This window comes from Serratia sp. 3ACOL1 (assembly GCF_003668775.1).
GTDB lineage: Bacteria > Pseudomonadota > Gammaproteobacteria > Enterobacterales > Enterobacteriaceae > Chania > Chania fonticola.
Genome location: NZ_CP033055.1, coordinates 1,275,855 through 1,300,353, shown reverse-complemented (window position 1 = coordinate 1,300,353; position 24,499 = coordinate 1,275,855). Strand labels below are relative to the sequence as shown.

The window sequence follows — 24,499 nt, the reverse complement described above, 5'->3', positions numbered from 1 at the left end:
GTTGATGGGCTTTTTTTTGTGCAAAATAACCCGCCGATATAAAAAAACCGCCAGGTTTAACCGGCGGTTGGCAATTAATGAAAAAATGGCAATGTTATTTAACTTGACGGGCGCAGCATGCAGCGCCCCTAAAACTATCTTTGTGACAAATTAACCCAGGTCTGCACCACGGTATCCGGGTTAAGCGACAGGCTATCAATCCCCTGATCCATCAGCCACTCGGCAAAGTCCGCATGGTCTGACGGGCCTTGCCCACAGATGCCGACATATTTACCGTGACGCTTGGCCGCCTGGATCGCCATGGAAAGCAGCACCTTAACCGCCTCATTGCGCTCGTCAAACAGCTCAGAGACCACTCCGGAATCGCGATCCAGCCCCAGCGTGAGCTGCGTCATATCGTTGGAACCGATAGAGAAACCATCGAAGTGCTCAAGGAACTGATCGGCCAGCAAGGCGTTGGATGGGATCTCACACATCATGATCACTTTCAGCCCGTTCTCGCCGCGCTTGAGCCCTTGGCGCCCCAACTCTGCCACCACGGCCTCCGCCTGAGCCACGGTACGCACAAACGGTACCATCACCTCAACGTTGGTCAGGCCCATCTCATTACGTACCCGCTTCATCGCGGCACATTCCATGGCGAAGCAGTCGCGGAAACTGTCTGCCACGTAACGACCCGCGCCACGGAAACCTAACATCGGGTTTTCTTCGTGCGGCTCATATTTCTCGCCGCCGACCAGGTTGGCGTATTCGTTAGATTTGAAATCGGAAAGGCGTACGATGACGCGCTTCGGCCAGAATGCAGCGCCAAGCGTAGCGATCCCTTCGGTCAAACGACCGACATAGAACTCGACCGGATCGTCATAACCCAGCATCAACGTCTTGATTTCTGCCTGCAGATCCGGGGTTTGCTGGTCGAACTCCAACAGGGCACGCGGGTGTACGCCGATCATGCGGTTGATAATAAACTCCAACCGGGCCAGCCCCACACCTTCATTTGGCAAGCGAGCGAAGTCGAACGCACGGTCAGGGTTTCCGACGTTCATCATAATCTTCAACGGGAGTTCCGGCAGTTCAGTGACTTCCGAGCTTTGTACGCTGAATTCCAGCATGTCGCTGTAGACAAAACCGGTGTCGCCTTCGGCGCAGGAGACGGTGACTTTCTGCCCTTCTTTCAGCAGGTCCGTTGCGTGGCCACAGCCTACAACAGCAGGGATCCCCAGTTCGCGGGCAATGATCGCCGCATGGCAGGTACGCCCGCCACGGTTGGTAACGATCGCTGCCGCCTTCTTCATGATCGGTTCCCAATCCGGGTCGGTCATGTCGGTGACCAATACGTCGCCCGGTTCGATGCGATCCATTTCGCTGATATTGTGGATGACCTTCACCGGGCCTGCCCCAATGCGATGGCCAATAGCTCGCCCTTCCACCAGCACGGTGCTGTTACCGTTCAGTTGGTAGCGTTCCATCACCTGCTCATTGGAGCGCACGGTTTCTGGCCGCGCCTGGACTATCAGCAGCTTGCCGGTGTGGCCGTCTTTGGCCCACTCGATATCCATCGGGCGGCCGTAGTGTTTTTCAATCAGCAACGCCTGATGTGCCAGTGCCTGAACTTCATCATCGGTCAAAGAGAAACGATTGCGTTGCTCTTCTGGCACATCCTCGATACGGACCTGCTTGCCGTGATCCTGTGAAGGTGCGTACACCATGCGGATTTTTTTCGAGCCAAGGTTGCGGCGCACAATGGCCGGTTTGCCCTTCAACAGTGTCGGTTTATGGACATAGAACTCATCCGGGTTGACCGCCCCTTGCACCACCATTTCCCCCAGGCCAAACGCCGAGGTAATAAATACCACCTGATCAAAGCCGGACTCCGTATCGATGGTAAACATCACCCCAGAGGAAGCCAGGTCGGAGCGAACCATGCGCTGTACACCGGCGGAAAGCGCCACGCCACGGTGATCGTAACCCTGATGCACACGGTAGGAGATGGCCCGGTCGTTAAACAAAGAGGCGAAGACGTGTTTGATCGCCACCATCACCGCATCAATGCCCTGCACGTTGAGGAAGGTTTCCTGCTGGCCGGCAAACGAGGCGTCTGGCATATCTTCGGCGGTGGCGGAAGAACGCACGGCAAAGGAGGCTTCGCTTTCGCCCTCGGAGAGTTGTTGGTACGCCAGGGTAATTTCACGTTCAAATTCCGCGTGGAAAGGCGTATCGATCACCCATTGGCGAATTTGCGCACCGGCCTTGGACAGTTGAGCAATATCGTCAACGTCAGTCTGATCCAGCAGCTGATAAATGCGCTGGTTAACCCCACTTTGCTCAAGAAAATCGTTAAATGCCTGGGCGGTGGTGGCAAAACCGTTGGGTACGGCCACGCCCAAATCGGAGAGATTGGTGATCATTTCACCGAGGGAGGCATTTTTGCCACCGACACGGTCAACGTCGTGCATGCCAAGCTGGTTGTACCAAAGCACATTACGCAAGTCTGGGCCATTGTTAGACATCGAGACAATCCTTATTGCTATCAGTAGGGTATTGACGGATTTTTGACTCGTACCGCAAAAAACGGCACCCACCCACACTAGCACAATGATCCATAGACAATGGACAGGTGAATCGATCAAGCCAATGAAGAAAATAGCAATTAAGAGAATTCCAGCGGGCACAATTTTATTAGGGATCGTTCCCTAACTGGCTAAAAGCTTACAATTCAACAAATTATGTATTATTTAAACTTTTGCTTAAATACCCGTATTTTTAATGATTGATTTGACGAAAATAGCGCCAATTTGCTTCTGAGCAGGTAGCTAAAATAGCATTCGTCATTTTATTAAAAATGAAATTAGGTTTTATTAAATATATTTAATTGCCGCGAATGATTCCCAACGTCACAAAATTTCTGTCCCCCTCTTTACCGTATGTGGGTATGCAGACCATGATGTTGCTATCAGTCGTTTCAGGCATTAAGGAGTTATGGGTGGAAAGAAGCGTTTTTTATATCTCGGATGGCACGGCCATTACCGCCGAAGTTTTGGGGCATGCGGTGCTGTCACAGTTTCCCGTCAAGGCCACCACTTTCACTCTGCCCTTTGTGGAAACCGAAGCGCGTGCGCGGGGCGTATGCCAGCAGATCAATGATATTTACCAGCAGACTGGCGTGCGCCCACTGGTGTTCTATTCGATTATCTCGCCGGAAGTGCGCCAGGTGATCACCCAAAGTGAAGGGTTCTGTCAGGATATCGTGCAGGCCCTGGTTGGCCCGCTACAGGGGGAATTAGCGGTGGATCCAACGCCGGTACCTAATCGCACCCACGGACTGACCGAAAACAACCTGGGCAAGTATGACGCCCGGATCGCGGCCATTGAATACACCCTGGCCCATGATGACGGCATATCGCTGCGCAATCTCGATCAGGCGCAGGTGATCCTGCTCGGCGTATCCCGCTGCGGTAAAACCCCCACCAGCCTGTATCTGGCGATGCAATTTGGTATCCGCGCGGCCAACTATCCGTTTACTGCCGATGATATGGATAATTTGCAGCTACCCGCCGCGCTAAAACCGTTTCAACATAAATTATTTGGGTTGACCATCAACCCAGAGCGGTTAACGGCGATCCGCGAAGAACGCCGCGAAAACAGCCGTTACTCTTCCCCGCGCCAATGCAGGATGGAAGTTGCCGAGGTGGAAGCGCTGTTTCGCAAAAACCAGATCCGCTATCTCAATACCACCAACTATTCGGTGGAGGAGATCTCCACCAAAATCCTCGATATCCTCGGTATGAGCCGGAGGATGTTCTGATACTAGGGGCTGGCGGATAGTCGTCTATGCCCCCTTTTTTGTGCTTTTTTACCGGTTTTAATCAGCCGATCACAATCTCTACGGTTGAATTCAGCGGTTTTTGCGTTATTGTGATCGCCATCACTTCCCGGTATTCCTGCCGTCGCGAAGAACAGTTTTAGAGACAATCATGCACAAAACAGATGAACTGCGGACCGCGCGCATCGACAGCTTGGTCACGCCTCAGGCGCTGGCAGAGAAGTTGCCGATCTCAGCATCGGTAGCCGATAACGTGACAGCGTCACGTAAACGTATTGAAAAAATCCTCACCGGCGAAGACAAGCGCCTGTTGGTGGTGATTGGCCCCTGCTCCATTCACGATCTGGATGCGGCGATGGACTATGCCACCCGCCTTAACGCACTGCGCGAGCGCTATCAGGACCGCCTGGAAATCGTGATGCGCACCTATTTTGAAAAACCGCGCACCGTGGTGGGCTGGAAAGGCTTGATTTCCGATCCCGATCTGGACGGCAGCTATCAGGTCAACCGTGGCATTGAGATGGCGCGCAAACTGCTATTGTCAGTGAACCAACTTGGCCTGCCAACAGCGACCGAGTTCCTGGATATGGTGATCGGCCAGTATATTGCCGACCTGATCAGCTGGGGCGCGATTGGCGCTCGCACCACCGAAAGCCAGATCCACCGTGAAATGGCCTCGGCGCTCTCCTGCCCGGTCGGTTTCAAAAACGGTACCGACGGCAACACCCGCATCGCCATTGATGCCATCCGTGCCGCGCGCGCTGGTCATATGTTCCTGTCACCGGACAAAACCGGCCAGATGACCATTTACCAGACCAGCGGCAATCCTTATGGCCATATCATCATGCGCGGCGGCAAGACGCCAAACTATCACGCGACCGATGTGGTTGCCGCCTGTGATAGCCTGCGCGAGTTCGATTTACCTGAACAACTGGTGATCGACTTCAGCCACGGCAACTGCCAGAAATTGCATCGCCGCCAGTTGGAAGTGGCGGAAAACGTCTGCCAACAGATCCGTGCAGGCTCAGTGGCCGTGGCTGGCGTGATGGCCGAAAGCTTCCTGGTGGAAGGCACGCAGAAGATTGTGGCTGGCCAATCACTAACCTACGGGCAATCCATTACCGATCCTTGCCTGAGCTGGTCGGACAGCGAGCAGTTGCTGGCTATGCTGGCCGATGCGGTAGATACCCGTTTCTGATTATTTTAGCCAGCATGCTTTTGGCCTGCTGGCTCTCATTTATCCGTTCACTCAGTATCACTTTCGTAATGGGATTGAAAACTCAATAATTCATCCACTCAATCATAAAAACCAAAAAAGGTATGAAAGAAAGAGTTACGTACAACATACCTATGTTATCTATTTCTTTTAGGCGTTTCTTTCCTTTAACCCACCGTATTACACAAGCCAATAGCATGAGAATAATGCAAAAATTTGCAGTGAAAATCTTATAGCCACTAGATACCCCTGCAAACAAAAGCATCAAAGAGGCAAGTATCATTGTATTTCTCTTAACGTCTGGAAATACTCTCGAACCCACAAGAAAGTGGCAACAGACTGATAATATTAAAAATCCCACACTTAATACATTCATATCATCTCCCTATGCAACAACTAGCTCATACTTTCCCTATTTACGTAGATACCACAAAATAATGTTACACATTCAAAAACCCAAGCGTCAATGCCTGTAAAATAAAAGCTGAACACCTATTATTACTTAATCAATTAAACATTTTCAATATAACATGGCATTTACATGTGATGCTGACTTTAATTTAATTATTGCTTTTCAACGAGTAAGTGGGGATTTTAAACACTGCATTATCTAATTTTCATCACCTAAATCAGGTTATTGATGCTATATTCTACGAAGTATTCTTACGTCATTCAGCTATACTTGCCAAACGTCCGAGCTAAACCGATCTGGAGCCCTCTTCCGTGAACCATTCACTGCTGTCCATTCCCTGTATCACCCTGCAAGGGGAACATAAAACGCTGGCTGACTTTCCGGCGCGAGCCTACTTGGTGGTCAATACCGCCAGCAAGTGTGGCTTTACCCCGCAGTATGCGGGCTTGGAAAAGCTGTGGCAGTATTATCGCTCACGCGGGTTGATGGTGCTGGGCTTCCCCTGCAATCAGTTTGGCGGGCAAGAGCCGGGCAATCCGCTGGAGATTGCCAACTTCTGCACCCTCAACTATGGCGTCAGCTTTCCGCTGTTCAGCAAGATCGACGTCAATGGCGCGCAGGCGCATCCCCTGTTCAGCGAGTTAAAACGCCGTGCTCCTGGTCTGTTAGGCAGCCAACGTATCAAGTGGAACTTCACCAAATTCCTGCTCACCGCCGATGGCGAGCGCATCACACGCTTTGCCCCCATCACCAAACCTGAGCGCCTGTTCAGCCGTATCGAAACCCTGTTGAAATAGCCGTTTTATCAGCAAATTGATCGCAATCAATCTAGCTCCGGTAAGCATGACGACAAAAAGGTTCCATCGGTAAGAAAATTTCCCTTGATGTAACCTTTCGTTCACATGATAATGATTATCAATTTGATATTAATTACCATTTACCGGTTGAATTTATGGACAATCTCAATAATTGCCAACAGTCCAACAACGCTTTGGTTACCCCTGACGGCAGTGCTCCTGCCGCTTTACCGCCCTGTTTCGACAGTGCCGAGCTGCTGGGCACTGATGGGCTGGCGGTGATCATCCATCAAGGGCAACGCTATCAACTTCGCCAAACCAAAGCGGGAAAATTGATCTTAACCAAATAACGTCTTAGTTCCTTTTAACGCCAGCCACCCCGATCTTGCGATCCAGGCAGCCAGCAAATCTATTGATATGTTGAGTCATACGGAGAGTTGCCACATGCCTGCCATTTTTGCCTCCCGGCTGCGTTTATCCGCATTAAGCCTGGCCATTGCCTGCGCTTTGCCTACGGTGGTTTTTGCCCAGACCGACACCAGTGTTTCCGCTGCCACCAAGGCACAAGAAAAAAACAAAGATGAGACCATGACCGTGGTCGCCACCGGTAATCAGCGCAGCAGTTTTGAAGCGCCGATGATGGTGACGGTGATCGACGGCAACAGCCCTCAGAGCCAAACCGCCACCACCGCCGGCGATATGCTGCGTCATGTGCCTGGGGTTACCGTGACCGGTACTGGCCGGAGCAATGGGCAAGACATTATGATGCGGGGTTACGATCGCCGTGGCGTGCTGATCCTGGTTGATGGTATTCGTCAGGGAACCGATACCGGCCATATCAATGGCACCTTCCTGGATCCTGGCTTGGTAAAACGGATTGAAGTAGTGCGTGGCCCATCGGCATTGTTGTACGGCAGTGGCGCATTAGGTGGGGTTATCTCCTATGAAACGGTGGATGCCGCCGATCTGCTGTTGCCCGGCCATAACACCGGCTATCGCGTGTTCGGCACGGGGGCTACCGGCGATCATAGCCTGGGCATGGGCGCCAGCGCTTACGGTAAAACTGACGATCTCGATGGTCTGATCTCTTTCGGCACCCGCGATATTGGCGATATTCGCCAGGGCGATGGTTTTAATGCACCGAACGACGAGACCATCAGCAACGTTCTGGCCAAGGGCACCTGGGCCATCGATGACAACCAGTCCCTGAGCGGTAATCTGCGTTATTACAACAACCGGGCACAAGAACCTAAGAACCCGCAAACGCCTGATGTTTCCAGCAGCAATGTGTTAACTAACCGTTCTACGATTCAGCGTGACGCACAGCTCGGCTATAAGCTCAAGCCCACAGGCCAAGATTGGCTGGATGCCGATGCCAAGCTCTATTACTCCGAAGTAGAGATCAATGCGCATACCGACGGCAGCACGGATGAAGCTCGCAAACAAACTACCAAAGGTGGCAAGCTGGAAAACCGTACCCGCCTGTTTGCCGACAGCTTCGCTTCACACCTGTTTACCTATGGTAGCGAAGCCTACCGGCAGGAACAGACGCCGGGGGGCGCAACAGAGAGCTTCCCGCAGGCCAAAATCAACTTCGCTTCCGGCTGGTTGCAGGATGAGATCACTCTGCGTGACCTGCCCGTCTCTTTCCTGGCTGGGACGCGTTATGACAACTACAAAGGCTCTAGCGACGGTTATGACGACGTCAACGCCAACAAGTGGTCATCCCGTGGTGCGATGAGCGTTACCCCTACCGATTGGCTGATGATGTTCGCCTCCTATGCTCAGGCGTTCCGCGCACCAACCATGGGCGAGATGTACAACGACTCCAAGCACTTCTCGATCCCGATGGGCCCGACCACCATCACCAACTATTGGGTGCCTAACCCGAATCTGAAGCCGGAAACCAACGCCACGCAGGAATACGGCTTCGGCTTACGCTTTGACGATCTGCTAATGGCCGATGACAGCCTGCAATTCAAGGCCAGCTACTTCGATACCAAAGCCAAAGATTATATTACTACCGGTGTCACCATGGAGTTAGGCCGTGGCCCACGCGGTATGTACTGCATTAGCTGTACCACCTTCTCAACCAATATCGATCGCGCCAAGATTTGGGGATGGGATGCCTCGCTGAACTATAAAACCCAGTGGTTCGGTTTGGATCTGGCCTACAACCGCACACGTGGTAAAGATGAAACTACGGGTGACTGGCTCTCCAGTATCAACCCGGATACGGTCACCAGCGTGTTGGATATTCCTATTGCCGAGACCGGTTTATCCACCGGTTGGGTTGGAACCTTTGCCCAGAGTGCCCACCACGTGGCTACCGGCTACACCAAGCAAGCCGGTTATGGCGTGAACGATTTCTACCTAAGCTATAAAGGCCGCGAAAACCTGCAGGGCGTCACCACTACCGTGGTACTGGGGAACGCCTTCGATAAAGAATATTACTCACCACAGGGCATTCCGCAGGATGGTCGTAATGCCAAACTGCTGGTCAGCTATCAGTGGTAACCCATTGAACCACAGCGGGCAGACCGTTTTTGCCCGCTCCTCACCCACAATTACAGGAAGCAAAATAATGAGCGAGACTCTATACCAACGTTATGAGCAGGCGAAAATTGATCACCCAGGTAAATATGCCCGCGATCTGGCCGAGCTGTTGGGTATCAGCGAAGCCGAACTGACCCACGCCCGCGTCGGCCACGATGCTCGTCGCCTGCAAGCCGATGCCCGTACGCTGCTGACCGAACTGGAACAGGTTGGCGTCACCAAGTCCATTACTCGTAACAGCTATGCGGTACACGAGCAGGTTGGGCGTTATCAGAATCAGCATCTCAATGGCCATGCCGGGCTGATCCTCAACCCACGCGAGCTGGATCTGCGCCTGTTCCTCAACCAATGGGCCAGCGTTTTTGCCCTGAGTGAAACCAACAAGCGTGGCGTGCGCCACAGCATTCAGTTCTTTGATCATCAAGGCGACGCGCTGCATAAGGTCTACACCACCGACGAAACCGATCTCGCCGCCTGGTTCGCCCTGGTCGAGCGCCATCAAAGTGCAGAAAACCCGACGCTGGAGCTGCAACCGGCCGAGATTAAAGAGAGTAACGGCGCGCCAGATACCGCCAAAATCGATGCCGAGTGGCGGGCCATGACCGACGTCCACCAGTTCTTCCAACTGCTGAGCCGCAATAATCTGACCCGTCAACAGGCCTTCCGCGCCGTGGGCAACGATCTGGCCTATCGAGTGGACAACAGCGCGCTGACGGCGATCCTGGAAGCCGCCAAGTCTGCGCAAAACGAAATCATGATCTTCGTCGGCAATCGGGGCTGTGTGCAGATCTTTACCGGCCAGATTGAGCGCCTGATGCCGCAGGACGGCTGGGTCAACATCTTCAACCGCCACTTTATCCTGCACCTGATTGAAGGGGCGATCGCCGAAAGCTGGATCACCCGCAAACCAACTAAAGATGGCATGGTCACCAGCCTGGAGCTGTTTGCTGCCGATGGCACCCAGATCGCCCAACTTTACGGGCAGCGTACCGAAGGCCAACCGGAGCAGCTCCAGTGGCGTGAGCAGGTTGCTGCACTTGAACCGAAGGAAGTCGCCGCATGATAGCTTCATTGCCCCGTCGCCTGGCGCTGTGCATCGCCCTGGCGTTTCCATTAGCCGCCGTGGCGGCCGAGAGGATTGTCTCAATAGGCGGTGACGTGACCGAAATTGCCTTCGCGCTGGGCGCGGGCGATGAAGTTGTGGCACGAGACAGTACCAGTTTGCACCCTGCTGCGGTGCAGAAATTGCCCGACGTCGGCTATATGCGCCAGCTGAATGCCGAAGGGATCCTGGCGCTGAACCCCACCCTGATCCTGACCACCGAATTAGCTGAGCCCGCGTTGGTGCTTAAGCAATTGGAAGACAGTGGCGTGAAGGTGGTGCGTATCCCTGGGGATACCACCGTGCAGGCGGTGCCCAAAAAAATCAGCGTGATAGCCGATGCCATCCATCGCAGTAGCCAAGGCAAGCAGTTGGCCGAACGCTATCAGCAACAGTTGGCAGCAATAGCCAATACGCCGCTGCCGGTGAAAGTGCTGTTCGTGATGAGTCACGGAGGTATCACCCCCATGGCCGCGGGCCAACAAACCGCGGCAGATGCCATTATCAGAGCGGCTGGGTTGAAAAACGCGATGCAAGGTTTCAGCCGTTACCGCCCACTCTCGCAAGAGGGCGTGATTGCCAGTGAACCAGACTTGCTGCTGGTGACTACCGATGGCGTTCGCTCCATCGGTGGCCAGGAAAACCTGTGGCTGTTGCCCGGCATGGCTCTGACACCGGCGGGGAAAAACCGCCGCGTGCTGATCGTTGATGATATGGCGCTGCTTGGTTTTGGTCTGGAAACACCGCAGGCGCTGGGTCTGTTGCGTAAAGCGGCGGAGCAAAAGTAATGCGATGCCGAACCTCACCCCGCCTGGCGATCGGCAGCCTGCTGATCTTGCTGACGGTCCTGGCGCTTGGGGCCGCTAACCTGGGGGCGTTGACACTGTCATTTCGCACCCTGTGGCTGGCTCCCCTCAGCGATGCCTCCTGGCATATCTGGCTGAATATTCGCCTGCCTCGCGTGCTATTGGCCGTGGTCATCGGCTGCGCGTTGGCCGTTTCCGGTGCGGTGATGCAGGGGCTGTTCCGCAACCCCTTGGCCGATCCCAGTCTGTTGGGGATCAGCAGCGGCGGTGCACTGTTCGTCGCCCTGGTGATCGTCATGCCGCTGGCCCTGCCCCCGCTCATCGCTCTGTACAGCCATATGCTGGCGGCGTTTCTTGGCAGCCTGCTGGTTTCGATACTGATTTACGGCATCAGCCGCAGCGGACACGGCAGCCTGTCGCGGCTGTTGCTGGCCGGTATCGCCATCAATGCGCTGTGCATGGCAGCGATAGGCGTACTGTCGTACCTCAGTAGCGATCAGCAATTACGTCAGTTTTCACTCTGGATGATGGGCAGCCTTAGCCAGTCACAGTGGCCTACCTTAGTGGTGTCCGCTTCGCTGATCTTGCCAGCCGCATTGCTGACGCTGTTACAGGCTCGTCGTTTGAATCTGCTACAGCTGGGCGATGAAGAGGCACATTACCTTGGGGTTAATGTGCAACGCGCCAAGCTACAGTTGCTACTGTTGAGCGCCTTGCTGATTGGGGCCGCGGTAGCGATGAGCGGCGTCATCGGTTTTATTGGCCTGGTGGTTCCCCACCTGGTGCGTATGCGGCTTGGGGGCGATCACCGCTGGTTGTTGCCAGCCTCTGCCCTCGGCGGTGCCTGCCTGCTGTTGGTGAGCGATACGCTGGCACGTACGCTGGTCGCTCCGGCAGAAATGCCAGTAGGCCTGATGACCAGCCTGATCGGTGGTCCCTATTTTCTGTGGCTGGTGATGCGCCAGCGGGAGCGCACGGGTGGATGATTCATCAACGCTGACAGCACGGCAATTGCGTTACAACCTGGGGGAGCGCCGGTTGATCACTGATGTTTCCCTCAGTATCGCCAGCGGTGAGATGGTGGCGATTATCGGCCCCAACGGCGCGGGGAAGTCGACCCTGCTTCGCTTACTTACCGGTTATCTGGCCGCAGACTGTGGCGAGTGCCGCCTGCAAGGTAAACCGCTTGAGCAGTGGCAACCGCAGCAGTTGGCTAAGGTTCGGGCGGTAATGCGTCAACACAGCGAGCTGGCCTTTCCGTTTACCGTAGAAGAAGTGGTTGCCATGGGACGCTCTCCGCATAGCGGGCGCGATGCCAAACGGGCGATCCAACAGGTGATGGAACAGACCGATTGCGCCAGCCTGGCCCAACGCGATTACCGCCAGCTATCCGGCGGGGAACAGCAGCGGGTGCAACTGGCCAGAGTATTGGTGCAGTTGTGGCAGCCGCAACCCGCACCATCCTGGTTATTCCTTGATGAACCTACCTCGGCGCTCGATCTGTATCATCAGCAGCATACCTTACGCCTTCTGCGCTCCCTGACGCGTCAGCAACCGTTGGCGGTCTGTTGCGTATTGCACGATCTTAATCTGGCCGCGCTGTACGCCGATCGTATTCTGTTGTTGCATCAGGGCCGCCTGGTCGCTTCCGGTACCCCGCAGCAGGTATTACAGACGGATATCCTGACACGTTGGTATCAGGCCGATCTCGGTGTCACCGCCCACCCGGAAACCGCACTGCCGCAGGTATTTTTACGGCAGTAACGGTAAGCCATGGAGGGCTTGCTGCATTCAGCTCGAACAGGAAATTTCCAAGTGCTTGCCCCAATCCGGTGGTAAGGCCGCCAGATCGTCATACTGAGCATCATCGGCAAAAGGTTGCAGCAACGCCTGGTGCAAACGTGCCAGCTTGCTGACATCGTCCTGCTCTGCCGCTTCGATGGCCTGTTGCGCCAGATAATTACGCAAAATCAGTTTAGGATTCGCCAGCTTCATCGCTTGCTGGCGCTCGGCATCACTCACCTGTTCAAGCTGTAAGCGCTGGCGATATTTTTGATACCAGCCGTCGAACGCATCGCGATCGATAAATTCGTCGCGCATTGGCGTTTGCGCCTGCTGCTGCTCAACGTCGCTCAATAAACGGAAGGTCCGGGTGTAGTCACGCCCCTCTTGCGCCATCAGGCTCAATAAGCCGGTCAGCAGATCGTTATCCTGTTTCGACTGGGTAAACAAGCCCAGTTTGGCACGCATTTGCTCGCCATAAGCCTGCATCAGCGCCGGTTCATAGGCGGCCAGTGCCTGCTGTAACTGCTCGGCACTCAGTAAACCGGACAGCGTTTGCGCCAATCGATGCAGGTTCCATAGCCCCACGGCTGGCTGGTTATCGAACGCATAACGGCCCTGATGATCGGAGTGATTGCAGATATAATCGGGCCGGTAGTCATCAAGGAAACCATAAGGCCCATAATCCATCGTCAGGCCGAGGATCGACATATTGTCGGTATTCATCACGCCGTGGGCAAATCCCACGCACTGCCAATGGGCAATCATACGTGCGGTGCGTTCCACCACATCGGTAAACCACAGCAGATAGCGATCTTGTTCATCAACCCATTGCGACCAGTGGCGCGCAATAACGAAGTCCGCCAGTTGCCTGACCTGTTCCGACTGTTTGCGGTAATAGAAATGTTCGAAATGGCCAAAGCGGACATGGCTTTCCGCCACCCGCAGCAGCATTGCCCCGCGCTCCGGTTGTTCACGGAACACCGGATGTTCGCTGGTGACTATCGTCAGGGCCCGCGTCGTCGGGATCCCCAAATGGTATAGCGCCTCGGAGGCCAGGAATTCACGGATCACCGAGCGTAGCACCGCCCGCCCATCACCCATGCGGGAATACGGCGTCAACCCGGCGCCTTTCAGATGCCAGTCCATACTGCGGCCGTCCGCGAGCCGCTGTTCGCCCAGCAGGATCCCCCGGCCATCTCCCAATTGCCCCGCCCAGGAACCAAACTGATGGCCGCTGTAAACCTGCGCCAAAGGCTGCATGCCGGGTAACAGGGTTTCACCTGCCCAAATTGGCGTTTTCTCTGGGGTAAACCAGCTTGGGTCCAGCCCCAGTTCCTGAGCCAGCGGCTGGCTGTAATACAGCAGACGGGCTGCTTTAAGCGGCGTCGGTGGCAGTGCGGTATAAAAACCGGGCAGCTGTTGGTAATAAGCGTTTTCAAATTGCGGCATAGGCCCTCCGTAACGTTTAGTGTAGAGCCTGAAGGTGCGGATTAACACGGAGGATTTACAAGGGATTCGCCCCTGGCCGATAACCTTAAGGGGCGTGGTACACTAAAAAGCGGCGGCGAGCCCTATTAGCTTGGTTATTTAACGCCGGCGGCGTGAGTCTTTTAATGACCTACTACGCGCATGGCTAAAGTGCTTTATCAATGATAAAGCGACAATAATTATCAGTACAGGGATCACGGTAAAAATCATCCAGTCCACTATTTACCCCGGTGTGTAAGAAAAAATCAGCTATTATTATCGAACTCTTCAGCAATCCTGCGTAGAGACCGCAGATTATCCACACTGATGGCAGGCCATAAAAACCCCTGTAGCCCTAAAACACCGGTGTTGGTCAGTTTATTGAAATACTCATGTTTCTCAATGCCGCAAACAATAACTCCCTTACAAAGTTGATTGATATTCTTAAGCAGTGAATCGATAACCAGGTCATATCCCTGTTGGGTAACCAATTGCCAATAAAAGCGTTTGTCGATCTTCACAAAATCAAATAAACCATCGTACAACGCGGTCAACGTCGCTTTGCCAGAACCGAAACCATCGAGCCACAGCGAAAAGTAGTCGCTTAACGAGCGTATTTTCACATTGTCTTTCCCAGCGGAAAGGTTGGGGAAACGCTCATTGATTTCAAAAGCAATAAACGGCAGCTGCTGCACTCGTTGACGACGTGTTTCACTGCCAAGCAGCCAATCGACAACCGTTTCTTCGATATTAATGGTCAATGTCACCCCGTTGGCAACAAACCATGACGCGTGCTTTTCAGCCAGCGTGAGTTGATCGGTGAATAACTCAATCCTTTGTTCTGGGGTTAATAACCGCAGGCCGATCTCCGTAGGCATCGCCAGGTTGTCGCCCGAGCCAGTAAAACGGGTGAGAAGTTCCACCGCCAGTAATCTTCCCGTCATGGCGTAAATCGGCAGGAAGACGTACTGACTAATAAAATCAACGTCAGATTGAATATTCATTTTAATGCCAGAGGCTTAATGGCGTGCAAACCATCGTATAACAATAAGTTATACCGATCAATCCCTGGGAGATAGTTCAGAAATAGTAATGTGATTAGCCAGTCGTTGCCAAGTAATTGATAGTTTTGGCGATGTTTTTTTGTACAGGCAGTCAGGTGCGTTAATTTAATTTGCGGCATGTATCATTACAAATTAAAAGCTTTACGCAATATGTGAATTATTTTTTATGTTCAACGATCAGGTGATGCGGCGACCACCTGATTTTATTAATAAAATTCCTAATTTATTTACCACACAGCACTACTTAATGGTTTCCAACAGCCAACGCCGCAACTCACTAAGCTCGCTCTCCTGCTGCGGATATTGCGCTACCAGCTGTGCACAACAGTCTGCCAACGCCTCGCTGCGATAGGCACAGCCCACCAGCTTTTCGGCCAAAGTCTGTAATGGCGCAGGGTTAAGGCTGTCGGTGAAGATCTGCGCGCGTACAATCGCGCCCTTCTCCACGTCAAAGAAGATATCCACCCCACCCCAGGTAAAGCGCTCATTCAGCAAGTGGCTAAACGCTGGCGCTTTGCCAAAATTCCATTCCCAACTGCTCTGCTTGGCAAATTGCTGGGCAAAATCGGGCAGGTCTGGGAAGACATCCGGGGAGATCACTTCCGGCTGTGCCGTTTCACCATAATGAGCGAAGAAAGCCTGAATGACGGCGTCACAAACCTGCTGATGGTCGATTTCTGGCACAAACTCGGCCAGGTTGGCGACCCTGGAACGCACGGAGGTAATGCCTTTCGCCTGCAATTTTTTCGGATCGGGATTGAGATAATCCGCCAGGCGATTGAGATCGGCATTCAACAGCAGCGTACCGTGATGAAAACCACGATCCTGAGTTTCGCGGTAGGCTGAGCCGGAGATCTTGCGCACTCCGTCGGCCGTTTCGACCACCAAATCGTTACGTCCGGAAGCCGAAGCATCAACACCCAGCTGTTTCAGCGCCGCCAGAATAATGCCGGTAGAAACGGTTTTATCGTAGCCGGGCTTACCGGCCATAAAGGTAAAGCAGGTATTGCCCAGGTCGTGAAACACCGCCCCGCCGCCGCTGCTGCGCCGTGCCAGACGAATGCCATCCTGCTCCATCCGCCGGGTATTGCACTCTTTCCACGGGTTCTGCGACTGGCCGATCACCACGGTTTCGGCATTACGCCACAGGAAGAGGATTTTTTGCGTGGTCATTTCGCGGAAGATGCACTCTTCTACCGCCAGATTAAACCAGGGATCGTAGGAATCGGAAATCAATAAACGTAAGGAATTCATGGCAGTCACCTCATCATGCAGTGCTGCCATAATACACCAGATAGGGGGTTTGGGGCGTTAAATCCGGCGCGCCTGCCAGTACACCTTGCGCCAATAGACGTTGTTGAGTGAGGAACGTGTCACGCCTTTACTGGTAGAGGCATGAATAAACTCGTCGTTGGTATCGTAGATCCCCACATGCAGGCCATTCTCTCCGCTGCCGGTTTTAAAAAACACCAGATCGCCCGGCATCAGCTCGTCGCGCGAGACTTTGGTCCCCAGCCCGGTTTGCTGCGCCGTGGATCGCGGTAATTGCATATCAAAACGATCGCTGAAGGTGCGATAGACAAAGCCGGAACAGTCGACACCGCCGCGATCTAACCCACCATAGCGATACGGGGTACCATACCATTGACGCAGTTGCTCGTTCAATTGCGCTACCACCACGATGGAATCGGACAAACGGCCACTCGGCGGCGGCGCATGGCTGCTGCAACCGGCGAGAATTAAACTGGCTAATAGAAACCACACACGCATCGCATTTTACCTTTCACTTGAACACCGAAGCGGATCAACCGCCTGCGATATTTCACCACGCCACCCCAGGTAAGGAGAATGCTGTTTGGCATTAATTTATCGCTCAAGTTAATAAAAAGGCAAGTTTTGTCCATGAGATATTCGAATCGACAACGATTTTTTCCGCTATTAACGGTTTTTTGCCGCCCGATGGCTGTTAATCAACCACACACCGAACAGAATAAACAGCGTCCCCAGCGTTTTGAGCAAGGTGGCAGATTCATTAAACCAGGGCAGGATCACCGCCGCCAGGTAAACCAGCGCATAACTGACGCTCAGTAGCGGATAAGCCCGGTTCAGCGGCAGATAATGTAGCGCGAAGAACCAGCACAGCATTGATAATGCATAGCCGAAGATGCCAACGGCCACCGCTATCAAGGCCATTCCGTACTGGTTGAGTAACGGCCAGGTAACATCGGCAAAGGACAACAGCGGGATTTGTCCCATGCCCCATTTCATCAGCAACTGGGCCAACGTCACTAACAGAACGCTGCCCGCCCCCCAAAGATAACCTTTCATGATTGCAGACTCATCAGCAGGATCCCCAGCATGATCGACGCCACGCCGCACCAGTGACGCACCGTAGTCGGCTCGTTGAACAACCAGCGTGCCGCCAGCGTCACCAGGACAAAATTGAGGCTCAGCATCGGATAGGCCAGGCTGAGCGGCAGACGCTGCAACACATTTAGCCACACCAGCATGCCCAGCCCCATTAGCAGCACCGCCAGCGCCAACCAGCGCAGCGTTAAAGCCCGCCGCCGATCGCCAGCCTGTTGCCAGGTAAGGGCAGCCTGTTTCTGACACAGCTGCCCCGCACAGGTGAACAGGCTAACCAGGATCACCAATAAATACGCCATCATGGTTGCTGCTTATACCATACCAATGCCATGCGATGCATCTCGACCACGCTGTCTGGCGGTGGCAAATCTGTCGGCACGTGTTCACCACGGGAGAGTTGCATTACCAGTGACACATCCCCCTGTTTACGAGCCTGAGCCAACCAGCCAGCAAAATCTTCTTCGCCGATATAGTGGCCACGTGCATCGGGATAGGCCAAGCCATAAGTGAGCTCGCCTTTTTCACCGTACATCAGCACATCGCTGCGTTTCAGTTCCCAGGCCAGGCCAGCGGCGATACCCACGCGATCGGCCAACACAAACTGGCTCTGGCTGAGCGTGGCGATATTGTCACGAATGAAGTTTTGCGGCTGCTTGGAGTCGATCACCTGCTGTGGGATAGCGTAGCCGATCAACAGACAAAGCAGCAGCGGGCAGGCGGCCGCCCAGGTCCAGCGTTTCGCGTTATCACGAGCGGAAATCACGGCAAACAGCAGCCAACCACCAAAGGCAATCAGACCGAGCACGATTTTCGGCCACTCATCGGCAGTAAACAGATGTACTTTATGTAACACACCGGAACCGATGAGCAACAACGCGATAATGCCAATCAGACCAAACAGGCCATTCAGTAGAGCATTCACCTTGAAGACCCGAGTACGTAACTGCCCTGCGCAATCCTCGGCGTAAGCCGCCATCAGCAGTGCCAACGGCGCCATGCAAGGCAGAATATAGGTAGGCAGCTTGCCTTTGGCGATGCTGAAGAAGATCAGCGGCATCACCACCCAGCTCAACAGGAAAAACAGCTCTGGGCGCTGCACACGCTCACGCCATCCCTTGAGCAGGGAACCAGGCAATAATCCCAACCACGGCAGTACCGCAGCGATCAGGATCGGGATGTAATACCAAAAGGGTGCCTTATGCTGGGCATTGTCTTCGGCAAAGCGCTGAATATGCTCCACCCAGAAGAAGTAGTTCCAATAGTCCGGCTCGCGTTGGGCCACCGCTAGCGCCCACGGCAGGCTGAGCAGTACCGCCACCACGATCGCCACTGGCCCATAGCAGAACAGATCTTTGACTTTACGCTGCTGAATAACAATGGGGATAACGGCAATCACCGGCACCGCCAGCGCCAGAAAGCCTTTGGTCATAAACCCCATGCCACAGGCCAGCCCGAGCAACACATAGCCCCCCAGCTTACCTTTGGCGGTGGTGGCTTTCAGCGTCAGATAATAGCTGACCATGGCTGCCGTCAACCACAGCGAGATCATCGGATCGAGGACGCTATAAGTACCGATACTGAATACCAGCACCATCGACAGGAAGATCAGCACTGCCAGGCTGGCACGACGCGCATTTTTCCACATCAGCCAGGCCAGGGCAAAGACCAGCAAGGCGGTCATACCAGTGCTGAATATCGAACCAAAGCGCACGGCAAAGTTGCTATCGCCGAACAACCACTGGCTAATGTTGTTAAACCAGTAACCGGCGACCGGCTTTTCAAAATAGCGCAGGCCTAGCAGGTTAGGCACAACCCAATCTCCGCGCGCCAGCATTTCACGGCTGATTTCGGCATAGCGGGTTTCATCCGGCTGCCACAGCAACCGCCCATTCACCGGCAGCAGATACACCAGGGCAAAAAAAATGGCCAATACGATGGCCCAGGATCCTTTCAACGCTTTCATGAAACCTTTTCTCCCCCAACTTCGGTTTGATAACCCAACCAGCCTTCTCGGCCAGGAAATGGGGCGCGAGTAATGCGGCCTAGCGGCAGTGATGACACGTCTTGGGGCAGTAACGCGCTCAGCGGGCAGAACTCGATACCTTGCTGTTTTGCACGCTGTAACAGCTGTTCGAACATGGCCGACTGCGACATACCTTCCACCTCGGTATGTATGGTGTACACTGGCACCCCACCATCGTTTTCTATCGCTCGCAGAATATAATCATTGAAATCCGCCATGCTGGTTTCACGGCCAACCACCTCATCAAAGGTGGGGAGCGTCACGGGGATTTGCACCGTGCCCGGCTGGCCGTTCTCTAATAGCGGACGGAACGGATGGGTGCCACGGCAATCGCTGTTATACTCGAAACCAAAACCTTGCTTAACCTCCACCACGCGCTGATCGGCACGCCACCCCGCCACCGCCGAAAATCGGACCGGTTGACCGATTGCATTGGCCAGTGCATCAACGCCCAACTGAACCTGACGCGTCAACTCGGGTTTGGACCACTGCCCCACCTTGGCCTGCCACCCTTGATGATCCCAGGCATGCAACCCTACTTCGTGGCCCATTTCCAACGTGCGCTTCATCAACGGCCCCAAAGGTCGGGAAATATTCCGCCCAGGCCACGCGGTCCCCGCCAGCAGGATATCCCAACCGTACAGAGACGCCGCCTTGGAACGCAGCATTTTCAGCAGGAATTGGGGACGAAGCAGGCGCCACAAGTGGCGCCCCATGTTGTCCGGCCCGACGCTGAAGAAGAAGCTGGCCTGAATATCGTATTTGGCAAACAGTTCCAGCAGGCGCGGCACCCCTTCACGGGTACCGCTAAAGGTGTCTACATCAACTCGCAGGCCGACCTTCTTCATGCACCATCACCTTCCTTTACCGTAGTACGCAGGAAGTAGTCCAGCGTCTCGGCAACGGTTTGCTGCATGGCGATCGTCGGCTGCCAGCCCAGCAGGCGGCGCGCGTTCTTGATGCTTGGTGTACGGTGCTCAACGTCCTGATACCCTTTGCCGTAGTAGCTGCTGCTTTCCACGTCCTTGAAACCGGCAAACGGCGGGAAATTACCGCGCAGCGGATGCTCATTGAAGCTGGCCAGCAGCATTTCCGCCAGCTCACGAATACTGGCTTCGTTGGTCGGGTTGCCGATGTTGACGATCTGACCATCACATTGACCGTCGCGGTTTTCAATAATGCGGTACAGCGCTTCAATACCATCGTTGATATCGGTAAAGCAACGTTTCTGCGCCCCACCGTCCACCAGTTTGATCGGTGAGCCTTCAACCAGGTTCAGGATCAACTGGGTGATCGCGCGCGATGAGCCGATGCGCGCCGCATCCAGGTTGTCCAGACGTGGCCCCATCCAGTTAAACGGACGGAACAGCGTGAACTTCAGGCCTTCTTTAGCCCCATAAGCCCAGATAACCCGGTCCAACAGCTGTTTGGAGACCGAATAGATCCAGCGCTGTTTGTTGATTGGCCCGACGATCAGACGCGAAGTGTCCTCATCAAACTCTTTATCGTCACACATGCCGTAAACCTCGGAGGTGGACGGGAAGATGATGCGTTTGTTGTATTTCACGCAGTCGCGAACGATTTTCAGGTTTTCTTCGAAATCCAGCTCGAACACGCGCAGCGGATTGCGGGTGTATTCGATCGGTGTGGCGATCGCCACCAGCGGCAATACCACGTCGCACTTCTTGATGTGATATTCGATCCACTCCGAATGAATGCTGATATCCCCTTCCACAAAGTGGAAGCGCGGGTTATCGAGGAAACGGCTGATGGCATCAGAGCCGATATCCAGGCCATAAATATCGTAACGATCTTCGCGCAGCAGACGTTCGGTGAGATGGTTACCGATAAAGCCGTTAACGCCCAGGATCAACACGCGGGTCCGGCGCTTCATCACCGAGCTTGGCTTGGCAGCCAGACGTACGTCGCTCACCATGCCCATTTCCGCGGCAAGGCGGTTGCCTTGCACATACAAACCAGACTCGCTCTGGCCAGCCACGATTTCCAGCGCCCCTTCACCACAGGCAATCACCAGTGGAGTGGTGCTCAGCACCGTGCCAGGCTGCTTATCATGTGCGGTATCCAGCACGCGTGCGCGCCAAACGATCACCTTGCGCTGGCCCAGATAGCTGAAGGCGCCCGGATAAGGTTCGGTGACAGCTCGCACCAGGTTGTTGATTTCATGAGCAGACTTGTGCCACTGAATCTCACCGTCGGCAGCGGTACGGCGGCCAAAATAGCTGGCATCCGCTTCGTTTTGCACCGTCAGGCTGGCCGTACCGTTTTTCAGTTTCGGCAGTTGTTCTTTCAAGACGATCTGCGCCGCTTCCAACACTTTTTTGTGCAGCGTCAGTGCGGTGTCCTGATCGGAAATCGCCACTTTATGCTGACCTACGATATCACCAGCATCCGGACGTTTGACCATCTTGTGCAGCGTGGCTCCGGTCTCGGTTTCGCCGTTCACCAGCGCCCAGTTGATCGGTGCGCGGCCACGGTAGCGTGGCAACAGTGAACCATGCAGGTTAAAACCACCTTTTGGAGCCAGAGACAGGATCTCATCGCTCAACATATTGCGGTAGTAGAAAGAGAAAATAATATCCGGTTGCAGCTCACGGATACGCTCCACCCACAGCGGATGATTGACATCTTCCGGTGCATACACCGGCAGCTCCAGTTCAGCGCCCTGGCGAGCAACGGAAGAGAAGAAGTTGTTTTCACCTGGATCATCGGTATGGGTAAATACGGCCTGTACGTCATAGCCCGCTTCTGTCAGCGCTTTCAAACCCGCGCAGCCGATATCATGGTATGCAAATACAATAGCTTTCATCATTCTTCTTCCTGAGTATTTTGGGTTGGTTTAGCACCGACCACTTTCTGGACAAAATAGCGGGGACGAGCGCGGACGTCGTTATAAATCCGGCCGATGTACTCCCCTAACAATCCCATACCGACAAACTGTGCACCGATAAAGGTGAATAACACCGCAAACAATGTGAACACTCCGCCTGCCGCCCATTCCGGCCCCAGAACCAAGCGCAGCACGATCAACAACACCGCCAGCACGAAGCCCGACAGTGCAATCACGCTGCCTATCACGCTAAGCAGACGCAGCGGCGTGGTGGTCAGGCAGGTGATCAGGTCATACATCAGGTTGATCAGCTTCATCAGGCTATATTTGGAGTCACCGAACTCGCGTTCAGCGTGACGCACCTCGATCTCCGTGGTACGGCGAGCAAAGGTGTTGGCCAGGATCGGAATAAAGGTACTGCGCTCATGGCAATGCAGCATCGCTTCGATGATATGGCGACGATAGGCACGCAGCATGCATCCATAGTCGCCCATGGATTTACCGGTCGCGCGCTGGATCATCATATTGATCATGCGGGAGGCCGTCTTGCGGAACCAGGAGTCCTGACGGTTGGCACGCACGGTACCCACCACGTCATAGCCCTCTTCCGCGACGCTGACCAGACGGGGAATTTCCTCCGGCGGGTTTTGCAAATCGGCATCCAGGGTGATCACCAGATCGCCACTGACCTGATTGAAACCCGCCATGATGGCGGAATGCTGGCCGTAGTTACGGTTCAGGAGCACGGCAATAATGCAACTCCCCGGTTGTTCCGCCGCGGCGGTCAGCATGGCGGCAGAGTTGTCGCTGCTGCCATCGTCAATCAGAATAATTTCATAAGGTTGCAATAGTTGTTTACAGGCGGCGGTGGTGCGCTCCAACAAGGCAGGTAAACTCTCCTGCTCGTTGTACACCGGGATCACCACCGAAACTTTGCTAATAGGTTCAGCGCGAGACACGGGAAGACTCCAATACGGAAGACAAGGCATTGACCACGCGATCGACATCGGCTTCGGTCATATCCGGGAACAGCGGTAAAGTACACAGGCGTGCCGAATTCCATTCGGTATTAGGCAGTGACAGCTGTGGGTAACGTTCGCGGTAGAATTTTTGTGTATGGGCGGCACGGAAATGCAGACCGGTACCAACCCCAACTTCTTTCAGCCGTTCCATCAGTTGATCGCGCCCAATGCCGCAACGTTGTTCATCAACACGCACCATAAACAGGTGCCAGGCGTGATCGTGCGGATAATCTGGCAACCCCAACGGCTGGAAAGGCGAGTCTTGCAGCGCGGCCAGGTAACGTTCCGCCAGCACCTTGCGCCGGGCGTTCAGCTCTGGCAAGCGCGCCAGCTGCACCACAGCGATCGCCGCATGAATATCTGACAGGTTGTATTTATAGCCAGGTTCAACCACTTCTGCCTGCGGCTTACGCCCCTGCAGTTGGCGGTCAAAAGCATCAACGCCCAGGCCATGGAACTTCAGGCAGCGGACGCGATCGGCCAGTTGATCGTCATCGGTCGCGATCAGGCCACCTTCTGCACAGGTCAGGTTTTTGATGGCGTGGAAAGAGAAAATGGCGGTGCCCCGCGCGCCCACCCATTCACCATTGAAACGGGTGCCCACGGCGTGAGCGGCATCTTCAATCAGGGGAATATTATGGCGTTGAGCCACTGCGCGCAGTTCATCCATCGGTAATGGTGCGCCCGCATAGTGGACGGGAATAATCGCTTTGGTACGTGGGGTGATTGCAGCCTCAACATCGGCTGCGCTGACCATCAAAGTGTCACGGTCAACATCGATCATCACCGGCGTAGCGCCCAGCAACTCGATCATATTGAGCGTGGAAACCCAGGTTTGAGAGGGGGTAATGACTTCATCCCCTGGCCCGATATCCAGAGCCATCAGAGTGATGTGCATCCCCGCAGTTGCAGAGCAGACGGCAACCGCATGCTTGCAGCCGAAAGTACGGCAAAACTCGCTTTCCAACTGCTGATTTTGCGGCCCGGTAGTGATCCAGCCCGAACGCAACACCTTTTCTACCGCCGCAATTTCTTCATCCCCAATTGCCGGGCGTGAAAAAGGCAGGAATTGATCCATAATTAAACCCCAAACGTCTCGATTTTCTTTAAACCACTGTAAGACTTTTACATTTAACGAATAGTAAACGTCACAAAGAATGATCACTGGTGGATTAACTGCCAATGTACGTGGGCAAGCTTAACTAAACCTT

Annotated in this window: 22 protein-coding genes; 9 read left to right on the top strand and 13 right to left on the bottom strand. The window is 54.2% G+C overall.

The window, feature by feature from the left end:
• Window positions 1-134: 134 nt before the first annotated feature.
• Window positions 135-2,510 (bottom strand): phosphoenolpyruvate synthase, encoded by a 2,376-nt coding sequence (gene ppsA / locus D9980_RS06035; protein ID WP_121608965.1) that lies wholly within the window; start codon window positions 2,508-2,510, stop codon window positions 135-137.
• Between the two features lie 473 nt (window positions 2,511-2,983).
• On the opposite strand from ppsA, the gene D9980_RS06025 reads away from it, so the two are divergent.
• Together D9980_RS06025 and D9980_RS06020 are read left to right on the top strand one after the other, a co-directional pair.
• The gene (locus D9980_RS06025) at window positions 2,984-3,805 is read left to right on the top strand and encodes a pyruvate, water dikinase regulatory protein (RefSeq protein WP_021804571.1); all 822 of its coding nucleotides are present in this window, start codon (window positions 2,984-2,986) and stop codon (window positions 3,803-3,805) included.
• 169 nt (window positions 3,806-3,974) lie between these two features.
• Window positions 3,975-5,021, top strand: coding sequence for a 3-deoxy-7-phosphoheptulonate synthase (locus D9980_RS06020; RefSeq protein WP_024486981.1), 1,047 nt, complete (start codon window positions 3,975-3,977; stop codon window positions 5,019-5,021).
• A gap of 82 nt (window positions 5,022-5,103) precedes the next feature.
• On the opposite strand, the gene D9980_RS06015 is transcribed toward D9980_RS06020, so the two are convergent.
• Window positions 5,104-5,415 carry a hypothetical protein gene (locus D9980_RS06015; protein WP_162304239.1) on the bottom strand — a complete coding sequence of 104 codons (312 nt, stop codon included), beginning with the start codon at window positions 5,413-5,415 and terminating at the stop codon, window positions 5,104-5,106.
• A 347-nt stretch (window positions 5,416-5,762) separates the two neighbouring features.
• Here D9980_RS06015 and D9980_RS06010 point away from each other — a divergent pair, with 347 nt between their 5' ends.
• The 7 genes from D9980_RS06010 (at window position 5,763) to D9980_RS05980 (ending at window position 12,476) form a co-directional block, all read left to right on the top strand.
• On the top strand, window positions 5,763-6,248 hold the full coding sequence (locus tag D9980_RS06010; RefSeq protein ID WP_021804573.1) for a glutathione peroxidase: 486 nt from the start codon (window positions 5,763-5,765) through the stop codon (window positions 6,246-6,248).
• Between the two features lie 155 nt (window positions 6,249-6,403).
• Window positions 6,404-6,598 carry a hemin uptake protein HemP gene (hemP, locus tag D9980_RS06005; RefSeq protein WP_021804574.1) on the top strand — a complete coding sequence of 65 codons (195 nt, stop codon included), beginning with the start codon at window positions 6,404-6,406 and terminating at the stop codon, window positions 6,596-6,598.
• 94 nt (window positions 6,599-6,692) lie between these two features.
• Window positions 6,693-8,765 carry a TonB-dependent hemoglobin/transferrin/lactoferrin family receptor gene (locus D9980_RS06000; RefSeq protein WP_121606716.1) on the top strand — a complete coding sequence of 691 codons (2,073 nt, stop codon included), beginning with the start codon at window positions 6,693-6,695 and terminating at the stop codon, window positions 8,763-8,765.
• Between the two features lie 67 nt (window positions 8,766-8,832).
• The gene (locus D9980_RS05995; RefSeq protein WP_121606715.1) at window positions 8,833-9,867 is read left to right on the top strand and encodes a hemin-degrading factor; all 1,035 of its coding nucleotides are present in this window, start codon (window positions 8,833-8,835) and stop codon (window positions 9,865-9,867) included.
• Entirely contained in the window at window positions 9,864-10,694 is an 831-nt protein-coding gene (locus tag D9980_RS05990) for a hemin ABC transporter substrate-binding protein (protein WP_121606714.1), read from the top strand. Before D9980_RS05995 ends, D9980_RS05990 begins: the two co-directional genes overlap by 4 nt.
• Window positions 10,694-11,698 (top strand): iron ABC transporter permease, encoded by a 1,005-nt coding sequence (locus D9980_RS05985; protein ID WP_121606713.1) that lies wholly within the window; start codon window positions 10,694-10,696, stop codon window positions 11,696-11,698. Before D9980_RS05990 ends, D9980_RS05985 begins: the two co-directional genes overlap by 1 nt.
• Window positions 11,691-12,476, top strand: coding sequence for a heme ABC transporter ATP-binding protein (locus D9980_RS05980; RefSeq protein ID WP_121606712.1), 786 nt, complete (start codon window positions 11,691-11,693; stop codon window positions 12,474-12,476). The genes D9980_RS05985 and D9980_RS05980 overlap by 8 nt, the downstream gene beginning before the upstream one ends.
• A gap of 27 nt (window positions 12,477-12,503) precedes the next feature.
• Here the strand turns inward: D9980_RS05980 and D9980_RS05975 are convergent, their stop codons facing one another.
• The 11 genes from D9980_RS05975 to arnB form a co-directional block, all read right to left on the bottom strand.
• Complete coding sequence (locus D9980_RS05975) at window positions 12,504-13,946, bottom strand: protein adenylyltransferase SelO (RefSeq protein ID WP_121606711.1); 1,443 nt, start codon at window positions 13,944-13,946, stop codon at window positions 12,504-12,506.
• Between the two features lie 284 nt (window positions 13,947-14,230).
• Window positions 14,231-14,968 (bottom strand): EAL domain-containing protein, encoded by a 738-nt coding sequence (locus tag D9980_RS05970; RefSeq protein ID WP_121606710.1) that lies wholly within the window; start codon window positions 14,966-14,968, stop codon window positions 14,231-14,233.
• Between the two features lie 300 nt (window positions 14,969-15,268).
• Entirely contained in the window at window positions 15,269-16,282 is a 1,014-nt protein-coding gene (locus D9980_RS05965) for a lipoate--protein ligase A (protein ID WP_121608964.1), read from the bottom strand.
• A gap of 57 nt (window positions 16,283-16,339) precedes the next feature.
• Window positions 16,340-16,798, bottom strand: coding sequence for an NlpC/P60 family protein (locus D9980_RS05960; RefSeq protein WP_021178133.1), 459 nt, complete (start codon window positions 16,796-16,798; stop codon window positions 16,340-16,342).
• 168 nt (window positions 16,799-16,966) lie between these two features.
• Entirely contained in the window at window positions 16,967-17,356 is a 390-nt protein-coding gene (gene arnF / locus D9980_RS05955) for a 4-amino-4-deoxy-L-arabinose-phosphoundecaprenol flippase subunit ArnF (RefSeq protein WP_024486712.1), read from the bottom strand.
• A complete protein-coding gene (gene arnE, locus D9980_RS05950; RefSeq protein WP_024486713.1) occupies window positions 17,353-17,697 on the bottom strand; it encodes a 4-amino-4-deoxy-L-arabinose-phosphoundecaprenol flippase subunit ArnE in 345 nt (114 codons plus the stop codon). Before arnE ends, arnF begins: the two co-directional genes overlap by 4 nt.
• A complete protein-coding gene (arnT, locus tag D9980_RS05945) occupies window positions 17,694-19,358 on the bottom strand; it encodes a lipid IV(A) 4-amino-4-deoxy-L-arabinosyltransferase (RefSeq protein WP_121606709.1) in 1,665 nt (554 codons plus the stop codon). Before arnT ends, arnE begins: the two co-directional genes overlap by 4 nt.
• Entirely contained in the window at window positions 19,355-20,266 is a 912-nt protein-coding gene (arnD, locus tag D9980_RS05940) for a 4-deoxy-4-formamido-L-arabinose-phosphoundecaprenol deformylase (protein WP_121606708.1), read from the bottom strand. The genes arnT and arnD overlap by 4 nt, the downstream gene beginning before the upstream one ends.
• Complete coding sequence (arnA, locus tag D9980_RS05935) at window positions 20,263-22,245, bottom strand: bifunctional UDP-4-amino-4-deoxy-L-arabinose formyltransferase/UDP-glucuronic acid oxidase ArnA (protein ID WP_121608963.1); 1,983 nt, start codon at window positions 22,243-22,245, stop codon at window positions 20,263-20,265. The genes arnD and arnA overlap by 4 nt, the downstream gene beginning before the upstream one ends.
• On the bottom strand, window positions 22,245-23,225 hold the full coding sequence (gene arnC, locus D9980_RS05930; RefSeq protein ID WP_121606707.1) for an undecaprenyl-phosphate 4-deoxy-4-formamido-L-arabinose transferase: 981 nt from the start codon (window positions 23,223-23,225) through the stop codon (window positions 22,245-22,247). Before arnC ends, arnA begins: the two co-directional genes overlap by 1 nt.
• The gene (gene arnB, locus D9980_RS05925) at window positions 23,212-24,366 is read right to left on the bottom strand and encodes a UDP-4-amino-4-deoxy-L-arabinose aminotransferase (RefSeq protein ID WP_121606706.1); all 1,155 of its coding nucleotides are present in this window, start codon (window positions 24,364-24,366) and stop codon (window positions 23,212-23,214) included. The genes arnC and arnB overlap by 14 nt, the downstream gene beginning before the upstream one ends.
• Between the last annotated feature and the right edge of the window lie 133 nt (window positions 24,367-24,499).

Excerpts from the sequence above, each read along its gene's own strand:
- ppsA (WP_121608965.1), bottom strand. The coding sequence starts at position 2,510 with ATGTCTAACAATGGCCCAGACTTGCGTAATGTGCTTTGGTACAACCAG.
- D9980_RS06020 (WP_024486981.1), top strand. The coding sequence starts at position 3,975 with ATGCACAAAACAGATGAACTGCGGACCGCGCGCATCGACAGCTTGGTC.
- D9980_RS06015 (WP_162304239.1), bottom strand. The coding sequence starts at position 5,415 with ATGAATGTATTAAGTGTGGGATTTTTAATATTATCAGTCTGTTGCCAC.
- hemP (WP_021804574.1), top strand. The coding sequence starts at position 6,404 with ATGGACAATCTCAATAATTGCCAACAGTCCAACAACGCTTTGGTTACC.
- D9980_RS06000 (WP_121606716.1), top strand. The coding sequence starts at position 6,693 with ATGCCTGCCATTTTTGCCTCCCGGCTGCGTTTATCCGCATTAAGCCTG.
- D9980_RS05995 (WP_121606715.1), top strand. The coding sequence starts at position 8,833 with ATGAGCGAGACTCTATACCAACGTTATGAGCAGGCGAAAATTGATCAC.
- D9980_RS05990 (WP_121606714.1), top strand. The coding sequence starts at position 9,864 with ATGATAGCTTCATTGCCCCGTCGCCTGGCGCTGTGCATCGCCCTGGCG.
- D9980_RS05985 (WP_121606713.1), top strand. The coding sequence starts at position 10,694 with ATGCGATGCCGAACCTCACCCCGCCTGGCGATCGGCAGCCTGCTGATC.
- D9980_RS05975 (WP_121606711.1), bottom strand. The coding sequence starts at position 13,946 with ATGCCGCAATTTGAAAACGCTTATTACCAACAGCTGCCCGGTTTTTAT.
- D9980_RS05970 (WP_121606710.1), bottom strand. The coding sequence starts at position 14,968 with ATGAATATTCAATCTGACGTTGATTTTATTAGTCAGTACGTCTTCCTG.
- D9980_RS05965 (WP_121608964.1), bottom strand. The coding sequence starts at position 16,282 with ATGAATTCCTTACGTTTATTGATTTCCGATTCCTACGATCCCTGGTTT.
- D9980_RS05960 (WP_021178133.1), bottom strand. The coding sequence starts at position 16,798 with ATGCGTGTGTGGTTTCTATTAGCCAGTTTAATTCTCGCCGGTTGCAGC.
- arnF (WP_024486712.1), bottom strand. The coding sequence starts at position 17,356 with ATGAAAGGTTATCTTTGGGGGGCGGGCAGCGTTCTGTTAGTGACGTTG.
- arnE (WP_024486713.1), bottom strand. The coding sequence starts at position 17,697 with ATGATGGCGTATTTATTGGTGATCCTGGTTAGCCTGTTCACCTGTGCG.
- arnT (WP_121606709.1), bottom strand. The coding sequence starts at position 19,358 with ATGAAAGCGTTGAAAGGATCCTGGGCCATCGTATTGGCCATTTTTTTT.
- arnD (WP_121606708.1), bottom strand. The coding sequence starts at position 20,266 with ATGAAGAAGGTCGGCCTGCGAGTTGATGTAGACACCTTTAGCGGTACC.
- arnA (WP_121608963.1), bottom strand. The coding sequence starts at position 22,245 with ATGAAAGCTATTGTATTTGCATACCATGATATCGGCTGCGCGGGTTTG.
- arnB (WP_121606706.1), bottom strand. The coding sequence starts at position 24,366 with ATGGATCAATTCCTGCCTTTTTCACGCCCGGCAATTGGGGATGAAGAA.